Source organism: Rhodococcus sp. 66b, from assembly GCF_002076325.1.
Taxonomy (GTDB): Bacteria; Actinomycetota; Actinomycetes; order Mycobacteriales; family Mycobacteriaceae; genus Rhodococcus_F; species Rhodococcus_F erythropolis.
Genome location: NZ_MUZB01000010.1, coordinates 123,549 through 138,734 on the forward strand (window position 1 = coordinate 123,549; position 15,186 = coordinate 138,734).

At 62.9% G+C, this 15,186-nt stretch carries 13 protein-coding genes; 5 read left to right on the forward strand and 8 right to left on the reverse strand.

Features of this window, described 5'->3' with window-relative positions; all coding sequences use genetic code 11:
* Positions 1–3: 3 nt before the first annotated feature.
* The gene (locus tag B0E55_RS19740) at positions 4–1,632 is read left to right on the forward strand and encodes a cation:proton antiporter (protein WP_080910274.1); all 1,629 of its coding nucleotides are present in this window, start codon (positions 4–6) and stop codon (positions 1,630–1,632) included.
* Here the strand turns inward: B0E55_RS19740 and B0E55_RS19745 are convergent, their stop codons facing one another.
* Entirely contained in the window at positions 1,633–2,070 is a 438-nt protein-coding gene (locus tag B0E55_RS19745; RefSeq protein WP_080910275.1) for a DUF2867 domain-containing protein, read from the reverse strand. It lies immediately after the preceding gene.
* Between the two features lie 53 nt (positions 2,071–2,123).
* Between B0E55_RS19745 and B0E55_RS19750 the strand changes: the two genes are divergently transcribed.
* Both B0E55_RS19750 and B0E55_RS32490 read left to right on the forward strand, forming a co-directional pair.
* Complete coding sequence (locus tag B0E55_RS19750; RefSeq protein WP_021333326.1) at positions 2,124–2,696, forward strand: TetR/AcrR family transcriptional regulator; 573 nt, start codon at positions 2,124–2,126, stop codon at positions 2,694–2,696.
* 179 nt (positions 2,697–2,875) lie between these two features.
* Positions 2,876–3,004 carry a hypothetical protein gene (locus tag B0E55_RS32490; protein WP_003943237.1) on the forward strand — a complete coding sequence of 43 codons (129 nt, stop codon included), beginning with the start codon at positions 2,876–2,878 and terminating at the stop codon, positions 3,002–3,004.
* A 60-nt stretch (positions 3,005–3,064) separates the two neighbouring features.
* On the opposite strand, the gene B0E55_RS19755 is transcribed toward B0E55_RS32490, so the two are convergent.
* Positions 3,065–3,949 carry an SDR family oxidoreductase gene (locus tag B0E55_RS19755; protein WP_080910276.1) on the reverse strand — a complete coding sequence of 295 codons (885 nt, stop codon included), beginning with the start codon at positions 3,947–3,949 and terminating at the stop codon, positions 3,065–3,067.
* A gap of 56 nt (positions 3,950–4,005) precedes the next feature.
* Here B0E55_RS19755 and B0E55_RS19760 point away from each other — a divergent pair, with 56 nt between their 5' ends.
* Positions 4,006–4,332, forward strand: a complete 327-nt coding sequence (locus B0E55_RS19760) for a winged helix-turn-helix transcriptional regulator (RefSeq protein ID WP_019745900.1) — start codon at positions 4,006–4,008, stop codon at positions 4,330–4,332.
* A 7-nt stretch (positions 4,333–4,339) separates the two neighbouring features.
* Here B0E55_RS19760 and B0E55_RS19765 read toward each other — a convergent pair whose 3' ends face one another.
* The 6 genes from B0E55_RS19765 to B0E55_RS19790 all read right to left on the reverse strand — a co-directional run bounded on the left by B0E55_RS19765 (position 4,340) and on the right by B0E55_RS19790 (position 14,373).
* Positions 4,340–5,401, reverse strand: coding sequence for an alpha/beta hydrolase (locus B0E55_RS19765; protein ID WP_080910277.1), 1,062 nt, complete (start codon positions 5,399–5,401; stop codon positions 4,340–4,342).
* Positions 5,402–5,484: 83 nt separating this feature from the next.
* Positions 5,485–6,954 (reverse strand): cellulase family glycosylhydrolase, encoded by a 1,470-nt coding sequence (locus B0E55_RS19770; RefSeq protein WP_080910360.1) that lies wholly within the window; start codon positions 6,952–6,954, stop codon positions 5,485–5,487.
* 80 nt (positions 6,955–7,034) lie between these two features.
* Positions 7,035–9,158 (reverse strand): phosphocholine-specific phospholipase C, encoded by a 2,124-nt coding sequence (locus tag B0E55_RS19775; RefSeq protein ID WP_080910278.1) that lies wholly within the window; start codon positions 9,156–9,158, stop codon positions 7,035–7,037.
* A 104-nt stretch (positions 9,159–9,262) separates the two neighbouring features.
* Positions 9,263–11,008: an Ig-like domain-containing protein gene (locus B0E55_RS19780; RefSeq protein ID WP_241896099.1), complete on the reverse strand. Its 1,746-nt coding sequence runs from the start codon at positions 11,006–11,008 to the stop codon at positions 9,263–9,265.
* Between the two features lie 29 nt (positions 11,009–11,037).
* Positions 11,038–12,147, reverse strand: a complete 1,110-nt coding sequence (locus B0E55_RS19785; RefSeq protein WP_241896100.1) for an Ig-like domain-containing protein — start codon at positions 12,145–12,147, stop codon at positions 11,038–11,040.
* Positions 12,148–12,450: 303 nt separating this feature from the next.
* Positions 12,451–14,373: an O-acetyl-ADP-ribose deacetylase gene (locus B0E55_RS19790; protein ID WP_080910281.1), complete on the reverse strand. Its 1,923-nt coding sequence runs from the start codon at positions 14,371–14,373 to the stop codon at positions 12,451–12,453.
* Between the two features lie 78 nt (positions 14,374–14,451).
* Between B0E55_RS19790 and B0E55_RS19795 the strand changes: the two genes are divergently transcribed.
* On the forward strand, positions 14,452–15,132 hold the full coding sequence (locus tag B0E55_RS19795) for an NUDIX hydrolase (RefSeq protein WP_080910282.1): 681 nt from the start codon (positions 14,452–14,454) through the stop codon (positions 15,130–15,132).
* Positions 15,133–15,186: the final 54 nt, after the last annotated feature.

The following is a 15,186-nucleotide window of genomic DNA, read 5'->3' on the forward strand; positions in this document are numbered from 1 at the left end:
ACTGTGGATGCTCTGATCATCGTTGTGCTGGGACTACTCGGAATCGTCGCCGCCTCGACGCTGGGGGCGCGGATCGGAGTCGCGGCGCCGCTGATTCTGGTGATGGCCGGGATCGTTGTCAGCCTCCTCCCCTTTGTCCCAGCAGTGGACATCGATCCGGAATGGATTCTCGCGGGTGTGCTTCCGCCGCTGCTGTACTCAGCTTCGGTCTCGATGCCGTCGATGGAGTTTCGGCGTGAATTCGGTGCTATCGGTGGGCTCTCAGTTCTCCTCGTCGTGGTGAGTGCGCTGGTTCTCGGTGTGTTCTTCTCGTGGGTGATACCAGGACTCGGCATCTGGTGGGGCATTGCACTCGGCGCGATCGTGAGCCCGACGGATGCCGTCGCGACGTCCATCGTCAAGAAACTCCCGGTCTCGCCGCGGGTGGTGTCGATCCTCGAAGGCGAAAGCCTGCTCAACGACGCTACCGCTCTGGTCCTGTTGCGTACTGCCATCGCCGGAGCGGCCGCGTCGGTATCGCTGTGGAGTGTGTTGGGCAAGTTCGCTTTTGCCGTCGTCGTGGCCGCGGTCATCGGTGTTGTCGTCGGCAAGGTCAACCTGATGGTTCGTGCCCGTGTCACCGACTCGACGGTCAACACGGTCATCTCGTTCACGGTGCCGTTTCTGGCCGCGATCCCCGCCGAAGAGTTGGGTGCATCGGGGTTGGTTGCTGCCGTCGTGGCCGGGCTCGTCACCGGCTACGACGCTCCTCGGAAGCTTTCGCCGCGTCATCGGTTGTCGGACTCCCAGAACTGGCGCACAGTCGAACTGGTCCTCGAAGGTGCGATCTTCCTGGTGATGGGCCTCGAACTCTCGTCGATAGTCGACGATGTCCGGGTCGACCACGAGGGAATCACCACCGCAGTCTTCGTCGCTGCGGGTGCACTGTTCCTCACGATCTTGGTTCGGGCTCTGTACGTCGCGCCGCTACTGCGAGCACTCCAAGCGCGGGCGAACTTTCGCGAACGCATGAAACCCAGACTCTCCGACATCGCGAATCGTCTCGAAAATCCAGAGGATTACCCACCGGACGAAGGGCGGCGTAGCAGGCGCCGGGCGCCTTCGGCGAATCAGATGGAACGGTTCAAGATTCGGGTGCGGCGGACGGTTGCCGATATCGATTACTACCTTGCCGCGCCGTTGGGATGGCGTGAAGGGACGATCGTCATCTGGGCCGGTATGCGCGGAGCGGTCACTCTGGCTGCCGCGCAGACTCTTCCGGAAGACACTCCGAGTCGATCGCTTCTGATCTTGGTGGCGTTCCTGGTCGCAGCCGGCTCGTTGATCCTTCAGGGTGGGACGTTGAAGCGCGTCGTGTTGGCGGTCGGTCCGGCAGCGCAGGACCTCACCGATTCCGAACTCGACGAACATCGACGTTTGCTCGCTCTACTCGAGGATGCTTCTGCGAGTTTCGTTCCACCCGAGGGGCAGTCGAAGAAGAAGACCCGGCTCGACGTGATCGACGCGCAGCGCCAAGCGCTACTCGACGCGCGGGACGACGGCCTGTTCGACGCACGGATGCTCGGATCGGCACTGGCCGCGCTGGACGCCGATCAGATCAGCCTCGAACTCAAGGGCGGTCCGGACGGTTGATCACGTGCACAGTCTCTTTCGAGCAGACGTCATCATTGCCCGCGTGATCACGCCGTGCAGTACCTGAACTGGTGCGAAGTAGATTCGGCCCGCGCGGTTCTTCAGCTCCACGGCAGTGACGACGTGCAGGAGACCGGCGTCGTTGTCGGCCTGAACCGAGGCGACGAATCGTAGGTGTTTCTCGTCCGCCTCGATGAGGGCCTCTCCGTCGGCGATCTTGTCGACGGTAAAGGTGTCCGGGCGTCCCTTGGCGATGCCGAGCAGTCCGACTACCCGCTCCCTGAACCAGAACATCGCGAGGACTGGTGCGGGGACATTCCTGACGTCGAAGACGGCCTGCGCCCACTCCTCGGATGTATGGGTCGGAACAGACGGGATGGTGATCGTGGTGGCTTCTGCCCAGTCCGGTGCAGGCATTGCCTTGAATGCGAGTGTCATTTCATCCTCCGTACGGTGCCGTATGGAACTTACCCATACGGTACCGTACGGAGGTGACGAATGCCCGCGCCCGACTCTCCCGCGATCAGTGGATCGATGCTGCTTTCGAGGCTCTGACCAGCCACGGGCCAGGTGCCGTCGCTGTGGAGAAGGTGGCACGCACGCTGGGATCGACCAAGGGTTCCTTCTATTGGCACTTTGCGAACCGTGACGAATTGCTGCAGGCTGCGCTCGATCGATGGGAAGTTCTGGCAACCGAGCGACTGATCTCTTCCGTCGAGGCCTCCGGCGAACCGGCAGAGGTGAGGTTGCGTCGCCTGGTCGACGCGGTCACAACCGGACTGGCCGGTCGCCGTGCGGAGTTGGAACTGCTTGCCGGGATCGACCATCCTGTGGTTTCGGCGGCGGTTCGACGTGTCACCGAGCGTCGAGTCGCCTACATCGTGACGTTGTTGGTCGATCTGGGGATGGACAGGCAGAAAGCGGAACATCGTGGCGTACTTGCCTATTCGATGTACCTGGGGCAGATGCAATTGGTGCACAGTGCGCCAGATGTGGTTCCTGGCAGCGGTGCGGACGCTCACGCGCTCGCCGACGAGTTCGTGAGCATGGTTCTGGCCGGGTAAGTCCGCCATCGAATGCAGCGTGATCTGCGCATCACCCTGCGCTTTCAGGTGAGGGACCACACATTGCGCGTAACCCATAGTTACAGATACTTTGAGGTCAGCTGAAGTGGGGTGCCGGATATGTCGGCATTTCCCGGAGGCGCAAAACCGTTTCACTACAGGAAGAAAGGTGACTCACCATGAGCGTTGTGCTTATTTCGTTGCTGGTCGCCGCTGGACTCACCGTGCTGGCCACCAGTGACGGTGCCGGTCTGGACTTCGGGAGTCGGCAGCTGAACCGCCAGTTGAAGACCCGCACGCACCGGTAACCCCGGAAATCGGCCGGCTCCACGCGATACTTCGCGGAGCCGGCCTTTTGCGTTGTCCGGTCAGTTCACCCCGAGATCTGCCAGCCAGGCCCGCGTGCTGCGGGCAGTGATACCCAGGGCAGCAGTAGAACCCGTCGCGGAGTCGAACGCGACGCTGTCGGCAGATTCGAGTCCCGTGTAGAGCTGGGAAACCCCGGCTGCTGCACCCGCTCCGATGATCGGCGCAATCGATGCACCGAAGGCATCGGGTGTCACGGCTTCGAAAGTTACCGCGCGCGAGAAGTGTTCGGCGAATGCCTCGGCCAATTCGATACCGGTGATCGCCGGAATCTGTCCGACGTCGACCGCGTCCGGTGCTACGTCGAGAGTCAGGGCCGCGACGGCTGCATCAGCGACGTCGAGATGTGAACTCCATGCGACCGCGAGATCGGCACGCAGTGGGTAACGCAGGACGCCTTCGTCTTTCACTCCCGACAGCACAGTGGGCAGAAGAAGATTCTCGAGGAACAAACGTGGGGTCAGAACGGTCACCGCGATGCCTTCGGCGCGAAGTCCGTCGACGAGCTCGGAGAGAACGGGTGTGTTGGGACCGGCAAGCGGCGAAGTAGCGTCGCCGATCACCGTGCCGCTGGTAGAGATCACGAACCGCGAAGGGCGCGCCGCTCTCGCTGCAGCCAGAACATTGTGGGCATAACCAGCTAGCGTCTCGGTGTCGCCGGCGAGTGGCAGGTGAAAGAACACCCCGTCCGCCCCGCGATAAGCGTCGGCGAGAGAGTCGACTGACGCATTGTCCGCGACGACGGTGTTCGCACCCTCGAACGTCTGGTCAGGGTTACGGGTAATTGCTCGGACTTCGGCCCCTGCCGATCCGGCGAGAGCCGCGACCAATCCTGCGAGAACGGGAGAGCCCTGTGCGCCGGTGGCGCCATGCACTGTGTAAGTCATGACGCCTATAGTTCACATCGGGAACCAGTTACTTCAAGTGAACTAATGGGGAATCGATGAGTGAATCAGGTCACGTGCTTCCGGAGTGCGGCGTCGCGCGCTTCCTGCTGGTCCTGGACGGACCGTGGGCAACGCTGATCGTTCGTGAGCTCACGCACGGCCCCATGCGCTTCACGGAACTACGACGCGCTTTGCCCGGCATCAGTCCAAGGACACTGTCGGCCAGGCTCAAACGTTTCGAGGAGTTCGACCTGGTGACCCGGACTGCTTACGCCGAGGTGCCGCCGCGAGTGGAGTACGAACTCACCGCGACGGGGATGGAACTGCGCTCCGTGCTCGAAGCGATGGTCGAGTGGGCGGATCTGGCACTCCCCGTTTCCTGAGGTGCCCTCAGCGCGGGCCCGAAAGTCCAACTCGCAGAGCGCCACAGGCCTCGAACATCGCGTCTTGTCCGGTGTGGCCGACGCCGGTGGTGTTGACGAAGGCATGGATCAAACCGCTGTGACGCCTCAGTGCGACCGGGACTCCGGCCTCTCGCAGCCGGTTCGCATACGCTTCGCCCTCGTCGCGTAGTGGGTCGAAACCGGCGACCGCAACGTACGCGGGCGGTAGGCCGGCCAGGTCCGGAGTGAGCAGCGGTGAGACTCGCGGGTCGAGAGCCGAAGTGCCGCCCGACAGGTAATGGGCTGCATACCAGTCGAGTTGGGCGTCGGTGAGAAAGAAGTCGGTGCCGAACATCTTGTGCGACGGGCGCTTCGACGAAAGGTCCACCCAGGGAAAGAAGAGCAGTTGGAATGCGGGTTTGACGTCGTCTTCGGTCGTGGACTGCGCGACGACGGCAGCCAGGTTCCCGCCGGCGCTGTCTCCGCCCACTGCAATGGATTTCGGATCGGCGCCCAGTTCCGCGGCATGTTCGACGCAGTACCGGAATGCGGCGACGGCGTCGTCGACCCCGGAGGGAAAGGGGAACTCCGGTGCCAGCCGGTAGTCCACCGACAGCACACTGACTTCGCCGTGGCGGGCCAGGAAGCGGCACACACTGTCGCCGCTCTCGAGGCTGCCGAGGACGAACCCGCCGCCGTGGAAGTACACCAAAAGTGGAGCGGGCGTGGAGACCCCGGCCGGGCGATACAGCCGAGCGGAAATCGCGTGGTCTCCGGCCGGGATCTCGAGGTCGCGAACCGTTTCGATGTCGATGGGCGTACCGCCGAACAGTCGCGATTCGGCGTCGATCTGAGCTCGTCCCTCTTCGACCGGAAGATGCTCGAAGCTCGTACCTTCCACTGCCGAGAGCAATCGCAGTGCAAGCTGGATCTCGGGGTGCAGAGTCTGTCCGTCGATCTCCTTCGGCTTGCCACCGAGAATGCGCTGCGCGCCGGTCGGTAAGGCGCCAACGACATCGAGCACCACCCGCGCAACACGATCTTGGACAGACATCTTCCCCGTGGACATACTCGCCTTCCGTCGGCTGATCACCCGTCGCTTGTACGTTACGAAAGAACTGGACAAATATCCAGGAACTTCGACGCTCGCGATCAGCTTGCCGGCGTCACCGTGACTGTGACGAGGCCCACGTCGTCCGCGGTTTCCACTGTGAGAAGACGGCTTTGGGGGTTCCAGTTCACGATGTCGGCGCCTGCGACGTCGACGCCGCAGGGAAAGCCGCTCTCGGGTAGGTAGATCTCCGTCGGCGCCGTCACCGCGGGGTTCGGGGTGAACGTCAGCTGAAGGCGGTCGACGGTCGAGGACCATTCGGCGGGTGTGCCCGCGACGGCACGCGGATACGGCTTGTTCAGGGTGTCGACGAGGAGTGTCTGTGTTCCGTCCGGCAGGTACGGGCCCCAAGGCCCGGGATCACTGGACCAGTACGAGACGCCCGCGCCGAGTTCTCGGGCGGTCGTGTAGACGCGGTCGATGTAGTCGGTTGCGCCGGGCAGTGTTGTGTCGAGCCCGAATTCGCCGAGAATGACCGGGACGCCGCCGAGTACGTTTCCGGCGATGTGTTCGACGCTGTCGCGCCAGGTGTCGATGGTCGCGTCGGTGAGGGTGCGTGAGAGGCCGGAGTATCCGTCACCGAGATCGAGGGGCAGTGGGTACAGGTGTGGGCAGTAGGCGATTCGCTGTTCGCCGGCTCGTGGGTCGTTGATCTTCGTCAGTCCGCTGGGGACACCTTGGTTGACGCCGACGGCCTGCGGGGCCACACACACCCAGCTGTCCTGATCAACTTCCCTGATGGCATTGGTGGTTCGCTGATACAGGGCAGCGAGGGGCCCGCCTTCGAATGCGGGGCCTTGGAGGGAACCGCCCCACGGCTCGTTCATCAGGTCGTATGCCACGACGGTGTCATTGCCTGCGAAACGTTCGGCCACCGCCTGCCATGCGTTCGCGTAGTGCTCGACCAGTTCGGGGTGTTGGCCGGTGGTGTTCCAGAAGTTGTCGAATGCGCGCATCACGCCGGGTTGGATGTAGTACAGCTCCCAGCGGTCTTGAGGGCTGACCGGAAGGCCGTCCATGTATGTCGCCCAGGCCGGTGCGCCGTTGCCGATGTTGCCTGCGCCGTTGCCGCTGTTGCCCTCTGGTGTGATCGCGCCGGAATAGACGTCTTGATGCATGTCGAGCATGACCTTGTAGCCGCGCTCGGCATACCAGCTGACCCGGTCCTCGACGCGGTCGAGATACTCCTGGTCGTACTGTCCTGGTTCCGGTTCGACCGAACGCCAGGAGATCAGGAACCGCACGAAATTTGTTCCCATGTCTGCATGTTCGCGCTCGAGGTCGTCTTCGGTGAACTTCGGCATGCCGTCGGGTGCGCTTTTTGCGCTCGACGCCGTGTTGAACCCTCGCAGGATCAAGGAGCGGCCGGCGTCATCGGTCAGGTACGACGGCGACATCGAAGTGCCACCGGCGCTCCCCGACGTGGGCAGGCTACCTTCGGCAGCGGCGATTCCGCCGCCCAGTATCAGTGAGCCCGCGACTATCAGTGCTGAGAGCGGGATACGGCGCACGGAAACTCCTCCTGGATGTGTGGATGGATTGACTTGTCCGACTGGGGATTCAGCCCTGGTCTTGATCACTCGGTGTCGATTCACGTCGGTTGGCTTACGCTGGTACGCCCGTTTTCGATGTGTCCGACGAGCACGCGCTTGAATTCAGGATCTTCGTCGACCGTCACGGTGGCCTGATACCAGCCGTCCACCGACGCCACCGCCCACCGGCCGCGTGTGCCGGCAGCGAGCTTCCGTCGGTCTCCGTCGACGTCGACGGAGAGTGCACGACTTCCGGAATTGTTCGCGGTCAGTACAAGCGCGCGCGACCCTGCGTCGATGGTTGTCGAGACGTCGAGCGAACCTGCCGCACTGTCTGTAGCTCCACTGAACTCGCGCCTGAAACCATTGGGACCCAACAGGGTCAGGCTGTAGACGCGATCACTGAGCGCAACGGTGTCATCGACCTCGCCCAGGAGGTCGTAATGCCGTGGCTCGTCGAACTCACCTGCGTACGGGTACAAGGCCAGGTGAGTCGATGCGGCACCGGCATTGACCAGATGGACCGTCAACGAGCCGGTTTCCGGGTTCACCGTCGTGTAGGCGTCGGGCTGATAGGGAAGGGCCCGTGCTGGTCGAGTGCCGCTTTCCTGCAGGGGCATTCTCTGCTCGGTGGGTGGGGTCGGTGTCCACCGCGGTTCCAGAGGCGGAGTGGGCTGCGGGCGCGCCAAAGTCGGTCGGCTACGCGGGTTGGCGAAGTCGAACGCCGACGTCAGGTCGCCACTCACCGTGCGTCGCCACGGGTCGATTTCCGGCTGCGTGATTCCGAACCGCTTCTCCAGGAATTGTGTGACGGACGTGTGGTCGAACACTTGTGAACAAACGAAACCGCCAACAGTCCACGGCGAGATGATCGTCATCGGCACCCTCGGGCCGAGACCGAGCGGCTGATTGCCGACCCATTCGGTTGCGACCGAGCGCGGTGGTCGAGGTGGCGGTACATGGTCGAAGTACCCGTCGTTCTCGTCGAAGTTGACGATCACGGCCGTCTTCGCCCACAGATCGGGATCGGAGGCGACGGCGTCGAGCACTTGATAGAGCAGTGTTGCGCTCGCCGCAGGTGACGATCCCGATGGGTGCTCCGAATCCACTTCGGACGGAACGAGATAACTGACTTGCGGCAGTCGGCCCGACTCGACGTCCTTCCTGAACTCGGCGGCCAGTGTGCCGGGCCGGGATCGGTACAGTGCGCGATCGTAGAGTTGGCGATCAGCAGGCGACAGTTGGTCTGCAGCATTCTCGAGGGCCAGTACCGCTGCGTCCTGGACCGGCGCCGGCATCGACGGCAGCGCGAGATAGAACCCGGCCAAGGTCTGCAGTTCGTAGGGGAGCAGGCTTGGCCGACCAAGCAGCCCTGCCGCCACTTTCTTGAAGGCAGTGAAGTATTCGAGGTTGTTGTCTCCGAAGTTGTCCCACTCTTGGTAGGTCTTCCAGGAAATGCCGGCGGACTGCAACCGCTCGGGAACCGTCGTCCATCCGTAGCCGGCGTGCCAGGGGTTGTAGGCCGCATTGGTTACAGCTCTTCCCTCGGGGCCGGGCGGATCCGAAGGCAGGACCGACTCGGTCGGATTAGGCGAAAGTGGCTCGTATCCGGTGTATCCAGAGACCCAATAGTTCCGGTTGGGGCTCGTCGACGTCGGAACGGAGCAGTGGTAGGCGTCGCAGATCGTGAACGAGTCCGCCAGTTCGTAATGAAAGGGAATGTCTTGCCGGTCGTAGTACGCCATCGTCGTACCGGTCTTTGCCGCAATCCAACCGTCGTGCCAGCCGTCGGCGAGTGCGGCATGTCCGCCCGCCCAGCTGTGATCCAGCCCGGTGACGTTCTGGGTGTCCATGCGTTGTGCTGCAGCGGAATCGCGGATGGGGAAGGGGAGCACAGGACCGGTAGGCCCGGGTTGTTCGAAGACGCTTTGGCCGCTGCGTAGACGCAACGCATTCGGATCCCCGAAGCCGCGAACACCCCTCAGAGCGCCGTAGTAGTGGTCGAAAGATCTGTTCTCCTGCATGACGAGGACAACATGCTCGATCGAATCGAGCCCGCCGGAGTTTGCGGGTGTCGCCAGTGCACGTTGAAGCGACGGCGGCAGAAGGGAAGCGGCGGCGACTGCAGTCGCGCCGACCCCGGCGGCGAGAAACGACCGTCGAGAAAAGGAATTCCTGGACACTTGTGCTCCATCGATCAATCAATCAGTGCTATGACTACGGCCGCGACATGCTGTTGCCGCTGCTCCGAATCGGTGCAGCGGCAACAGTGTCGAGAGAAATGCGATCAGGAACCGAAGAGACCGCCCAGCGAACCGAGGCTGCCCGAGCCGCCGTTTCCGCCATCATCAGGCGCAGCAGAAACCTTTACGACGGATTCGTCCGACGCAGACTGCGTGAATCCGCTTCGCCCGGCGTATGCCGCCTTGATCGGATGGTCGCCCGTCGATGCGAAAGTGTGCGTCAGTCGCGCCACACCATCGACTCCGACGACAACGGGTTGTCCGATGGGTTGGTCACCGTCGAAGAACTGAACCGAACCCCCGCCCGGATTAGGACTGACCGTTGCGGAAAGTTCTGCCGCGACATTCTGCTTGGCCGTCGCGGGAGCTGCCAGTGAGGTCGAGGTGGTGACATCGGACGGCGCGGGATCAGACACGGTGACCGTTTGGGCCGATGCCATCGACGGCATGAATCCTGTTGCGCCGGAGTAGTAGGCCGACACTGCATGAGATCCGGCCGAGGTGAATGCGTGTTCCAGAGTGGCTTTTCCGTCAGCGCCCACCGGGATCGGGGCACCGATATTTGCAGCGCCATCCTTGAACTGGAGAGTGCCACCAGTGGGGGTCGGCGTGACCTGCGCCCTCAGCGACACCGATACGCCCGTCTTTGCATCGGTAGGAACGTTCACGGCAGTGTCGGTCTGCTTGACGACAGGTGCGGCAGTCACCGTGACCATCGTCTCTGTCGAGTTGGAACTCTGGAATCCGTTGACTCCCTGGAACGTTGCGGAGACCCGCGCGGTTCCGGCGGTGAAGAAGGTATGCGGTAGCCGGGCAGTGCCGTCGGCACCGGGCGTGACAGGTGTACCGACGTCAGCGCCGTCCACCCTGAACTGCACGTTTCCGTTGACCGGAGCCGGATCCACCTTTGCGACAAGCTCTGTCGGTGTGCTGGCTTGGATCGAGTCGGGCATCTGGATTGTGGTGGTTGTCGGTTGGCTGACGTAGATGGTGGTCAGGGCCTGCCCACCGGCGTTGAGGCCGGAGTTCCTGTTGTCCCGCGGGGAGCAGTTGTAGCGCTCCCAGTAGTTGACTGTGAAGACATCCTTCTCGCGCTGGACGAATGTGAGCGCATTTCGGTCGTCGTCGTAGTTGGCGGAGCCGGGATCGGAAACTCGCAGCGAAGGCTTGATCTCGCTACCAGCCGCACCGGCTTTGACTGTGACGTCGACTGCGGGGAGTCGGAACTTGGTGTTGGCACCGACGATGATGCCGTCACTCGATCGAACCGCGGAGGACGGACCGTTTCCGATGGTCCGATTCGATCCGGAGATACGCAGGTGCGTACCGGATGCCGATGGATTACCGCCGTCGTCGATCTGTGTGACTGTTGGAGTGGCACTGTCGGATCCGAGGCCGTACGCACTGTCCGCCACAAGCTGGGAACTCACGAATTCGACGCCCGACGGGATGTCGAAGTCGTACTTGATCCGGGCCCAATGCACGACTCCACGGCTGGCATGGCCGCCGCCGTTTGCCTTCATCTCGTTCGGCTGCACCCGGTAGGTGATGGTCTCACCTGGTGCCGCGGTGGTCGGCGCGGTGATGGTGACCCCCGAGCCGAGCGTCTCGTTGAACGTGATCGGGCTTGCCGCACCGTCCATCTCGCGCACATGGCATGCAGTTGTGAAGGCCACGCTCTTGGTCTCGGGGGCAGCAGCGGCGGTCCCGCCGCCGGCGATCGCGAACAATCCGCCGGCCAGTACCGAGACGGTTGCAATCGCAGAGCCGCGTAACAGTTTCGAGTTCATCGACGAATCCTGGTTTCTGTTCACAGTTTTCACGACCCGAATCCGGGGGTACCAAGGCTGCCGAGGCTACCGGTGCCAGGCTCGGGCTCGGACGGTTCGACCACGTTGATCGTCACGGCGCCCGACATCGATTCCATGAAACCGGCAGATCCCGTGTAGTACGCCGTGATGTTGTGGTCGCCCGCTGTTGTCATCGTGCGGTTGGCCTTTGCGACACCGTTGACGACGGCCACCGGAGCGCCGAGGTCTACCCCTCCGTCACGGAACTGCACTGTTCCTCCCGACGGCCAAGGAGTGACCGTTGCCGTCAGCTCCACGGAGTCACCGACGACAGCTTTACCGGGTGCGTCGATTCGCGTCTGTGTCTGAGCGAGGCTGGAGTCGACATTGATCACGGCGAGCGGCTGGCCGCCTGCGTTCAATCCGGCCGAACGATTGTCGCGTGGTGAGCAATTGGTGGTCAGCCAGTATTTGACGCCACCGAGCAGTGTCTCCTGTTGCAGGAAGGTCAGGTAGTTGGCGGCACTGTCGTAGGAACCGGAGTTGGTGTCGGAAACGCGGAGCATGGGCTTGATCTGGGTTCCCACAGCCCCTGACGTGACGGTGACGTCGACTGCCGGGAGCTGGAACGTCTTTCCTCCACCGACCTCGATTCCGCCGCCGCCGTTGTCGTCGGTGTTGGGTCCGTTGCCCGCCGTGATGTTGTTGCCGGAGATACGAAGATGCGTCCCATTCGGATCGGGTGAACCGGCATCGTTCACCCGCGTGATCGTCGGGGCGACCCCACCCAGATTCGAGCTGGTGCCGGCCACGAGCTGCGCCCCCACGTAAGAGGTGCCTGCAGGGATGTCGAAATCGAACTTGAGACGCGTCCAGTTCACGACGGACCTGAGGTCGTAGCCGTCATTGGGGACCGTCATCGGCTTGGGGGCGAGTCGGTAGGTGAAGGTCGAGTTCGGCGGAACCACGGTCGGGGCACTGATCGTGACGCCGGAATCACGCGTCTCGTTGTGTGTGATCGGACCGGGGAACTGCCACCCGTGACACGATGCCGTGAACGGAAGGTTCACATCAGCGGCGGATGAAACTCCCGCTCCGCCGACGACCAGGGCAACGCATCCGGTCAAGGATGCGGCCACCCCTACTCCTCGGCGCATCAACGTCGACACCATTCACATTCTCCTTGAGTAGCGCTCGAAAAGATCGAGCTCTCGGCTTGAAGCCGGGTCCGGGAACCGGCCTCGAGCTGACAGAGAAGCGAATACGTCTTCGTCGTTTGCTCACCACCAGCTCAAACCCTGGAGAGGAGTAGAACACAGAGCGAGCCGCGAAATATGCGATTCGGACAAATTGTTGGACAAACGTCCAACCGGCGAAATTTCTCCACTTCTCTGACCGCTCTGCACTGCTTTAACGTGGCGTGAAGTGCGCCCGGTAAACGGTCAGGCGATCGCGCGGCGCATCAGTTCTGCCGTCTCCTTGTTGAATGCGACCAGTGTGACCGTCTCGACCTCGGTCTTCGCCGCGCGAATCGCTGAAACGGCCTGTCGGACCGCATCTTCCTTCGGCCAGCCGTAGACCCCTGCCGAGATCAACGGAAAGGCGACGGTACGTGCGCCGATCGAGTCGGCAACGGCGAGACTGCGGGTGTACGCCGACCGAAGCAATCCGGATCGGTCCTCGGAGCGCGAATACCTCGGGCCGACGGTGTGAATCACGGCCTTGGCGTGGAGCTTTCCGGCGGTGGTGGCCACGGCCGCACCCACCGGGAGGCCGTCGGGAAGGCTGGTGTTGCGCAATACCTCGCAGGCCTTCAGGATCTCCGGTCCTCCGGCCCGGTGGATCGCGCCGTCGACACCGCCACCGCCGAGGAGCCTGGAGTTGGCCGCATTGACGATGGCGTCGACAGTCAGCGTCGTGATGTCACCTTCGACGACGGTAATAGCGGGCATGGATCCTCCTGTGTACCCGACGGCTGTGTTTCCGACTGCCGTGTTCCAGAGTTCACGCTTCGGGCGAGCCCACGGCATAGCCGAGCGTACGTCGTAGGGATCACGTCCGATCAACATCGAGTATCGCGCCGCAACCGACGGTGTGCGACTGTGCGCCTGAACGCAATGAAGGAGTACGCGCTTTCCCTCGGCCCGCAACGCCTGGACGGTGCGCGCTGCGTCGTCGAGAACGAACTCGAGGTTGGCGTTGGAATCGTGACCGTCGTCGACCAACCAGAACTCGACGTGATCGGAGCTGACCTGCCGTGTTCCCATGCGGCACAGGCTGACCACGGCGTCGTAGTCCGCAGTGGACACTGCATCGACGCCGCCGAGCATGACGCCGTCGTCGTGCGGATGCGTGGTCAGGTGGTGGGTTCCGCGGAATTTCGAGTAATCGAGTTCTGCCGTCGACGGCCATCCGTTCTTGTCGTCGGTACCGCCGCGAGCAGTCTTGATCGCCAGGCGAACCAGATCGGAGGAACGGTATCCCGGCCAGCCGTGCATGATTCGGCGCCAGCGGGCGGGAACCGCCGACGCTCCCCAACGGGCGCCGAGAAGGCCACCCGCGATGGCCGCAGTCGTGTCGGTGTCCCCGCCGGCTCGTACGGCTGCTTCCAATGCGTACTGGAGGTGGCGAGCGTCGGCATTGTCCGTGGAAGTGATGGCCCACCAAGCAGTCTGAAGTGCATGCACCACCCAACCGTTCTTGGAGAATTCCTGCGGGTTCCCGGTTTCGGCCTGATCGAGCAGCGGGCCCCAGTATTCAGCGACGTCCTGATCGGCAACGGAGAGGAAGCCGCGAACACCGTCGAAGTTGCCGGCGACAACGGCATGGCGGATGGCATGGGTCCACAACTCGCACGCCTGTCCGGCACGCGGGTCGTCGTGCGTGAGTGAACTGATCCGGTGCGCTGCCGACCTGGCACCTTCTGCATCGTCCAAGTAGGAGAGGGCGACGGGAGCAGTCCGCATGAGCGAGCCGTTGCCGGCCTTGCGGCCGCTGATCGCCCGCGCACGATCCGCCATCGCCGCTGCGCTTTCGGAGCGGACAGACAACACTGCTCGCGTCTGGTTGCCGATGTCCGCGGGCGTCGAGTCGTACCACCGGATGAACTGTGCTGCAATGGCATCGAGACCGTCAGAGCTTCCGATGTCGATTCCGGTAGCGGCCACCTCGGCGATCGCAACTGCCATCGAGGTGTCGTCGGTCCATTCTCCCGGCGCCCAGTCGAACGGGCCGCCACCGATCATGTCGATCGTGACCTCGGCCTTCGGGTAGGTGAATTCGTAGCCGGCGCCGAGTGCGTCTCCTGCTGCGGTGCCGAGCAGAACGCCGGCCGCTCGATCGGACTGCTGTGCGGTGAGTTTCATAGCCACCTCTTCGGTTCGCGATGATCGTTTGATCAACTTTGCGCTAACCATAGATCATGTTTGAGATAACATGCAAGGGTGAATAAATGGACAGACACGAGCGGCAAGGGATTGACGGACTATCCGCGTCCGTCTGTGGCAGTGGACGTCGCGGTGCTGACCTACAGCGGTGGATCTCTGAAAGTTCTGGTGGTTCGGCACCGTCTCGGTGCGCTGGCGCTACCGGGAACGTTTCTGCACGAACGCGAATTGCTCACGGCCGCAGCCGATCGTGCCCTGTCGGTCAAGGCAGAATTGACCCAGACGAGCTTTCACCAGTTGGCGATCTTCGACCGACCGGACCGCGACGACCGTGGATGGGTTTTGTCGGTCGCGCATACCGCGGGCCTACCGGAATCGGCACTGCCCGATTCGGCGCTTCTCGTCGATGTGTACGACGACGAGGCAGTGAGGGGACTCGCGTTCGACCATGCCGACATGGTGCGACTCGCGGTCACGGACCTACGCACGAGGTATGCGTCGTACGTGGATCCGGACGGATTGTCGGGCGGGACGTTCACCGTCGCCGAACTTCGGGGACTGTACGAGGTGATCTTCGATCGTCCGTTCCAGAAGGACAGCTTCCGCCGGCAGGTGTTCGACGCGCTCGAAAGTACCGGCGAGATGAGCAGGCCAGGTAACGGCCGGCCCGCCGAGACGTACCGGAGGCGGGGTGACGGCGCACTGACTGCGCAGGCAATGGCATTTTTGACCGGATGAAGTGAAACGAATTCTTGCAGTTCTGCTGACCTGACGCGCTGAGCTGGGTAATGT

Coding starts and splice junctions, on each gene's coding strand:
- B0E55_RS19760 (WP_019745900.1), top strand. CDS start 4,006: ATGAGTGAATCAGGTCACGTGCTTCCGGAGTGCGGCGTCGCGCGCTTC.
- B0E55_RS32490 (WP_003943237.1), top strand. CDS start 2,876: ATGAGCGTTGTGCTTATTTCGTTGCTGGTCGCCGCTGGACTCACCGTG.
- B0E55_RS19780 (WP_241896099.1), bottom strand. CDS start 11,008: ATGAACTCGAAACTGTTACGCGGCTCTGCGATTGCAACCGTCTCGGTA.
- B0E55_RS19755 (WP_080910276.1), bottom strand. CDS start 3,949: ATGACTTACACAGTGCATGGCGCCACCGGCGCACAGGGCTCTCCCGTT.
- B0E55_RS19745 (WP_080910275.1), bottom strand. CDS start 2,070: ATGACACTCGCATTCAAGGCAATGCCTGCACCGGACTGGGCAGAAGCC.
- B0E55_RS19790 (WP_080910281.1), bottom strand. CDS start 14,373: ATGAAACTCACCGCACAGCAGTCCGATCGAGCGGCCGGCGTTCTGCTC.
- B0E55_RS19765 (WP_080910277.1), bottom strand. CDS start 5,401: ATGTCCACGGGGAAGATGTCTGTCCAAGATCGTGTTGCGCGGGTGGTG.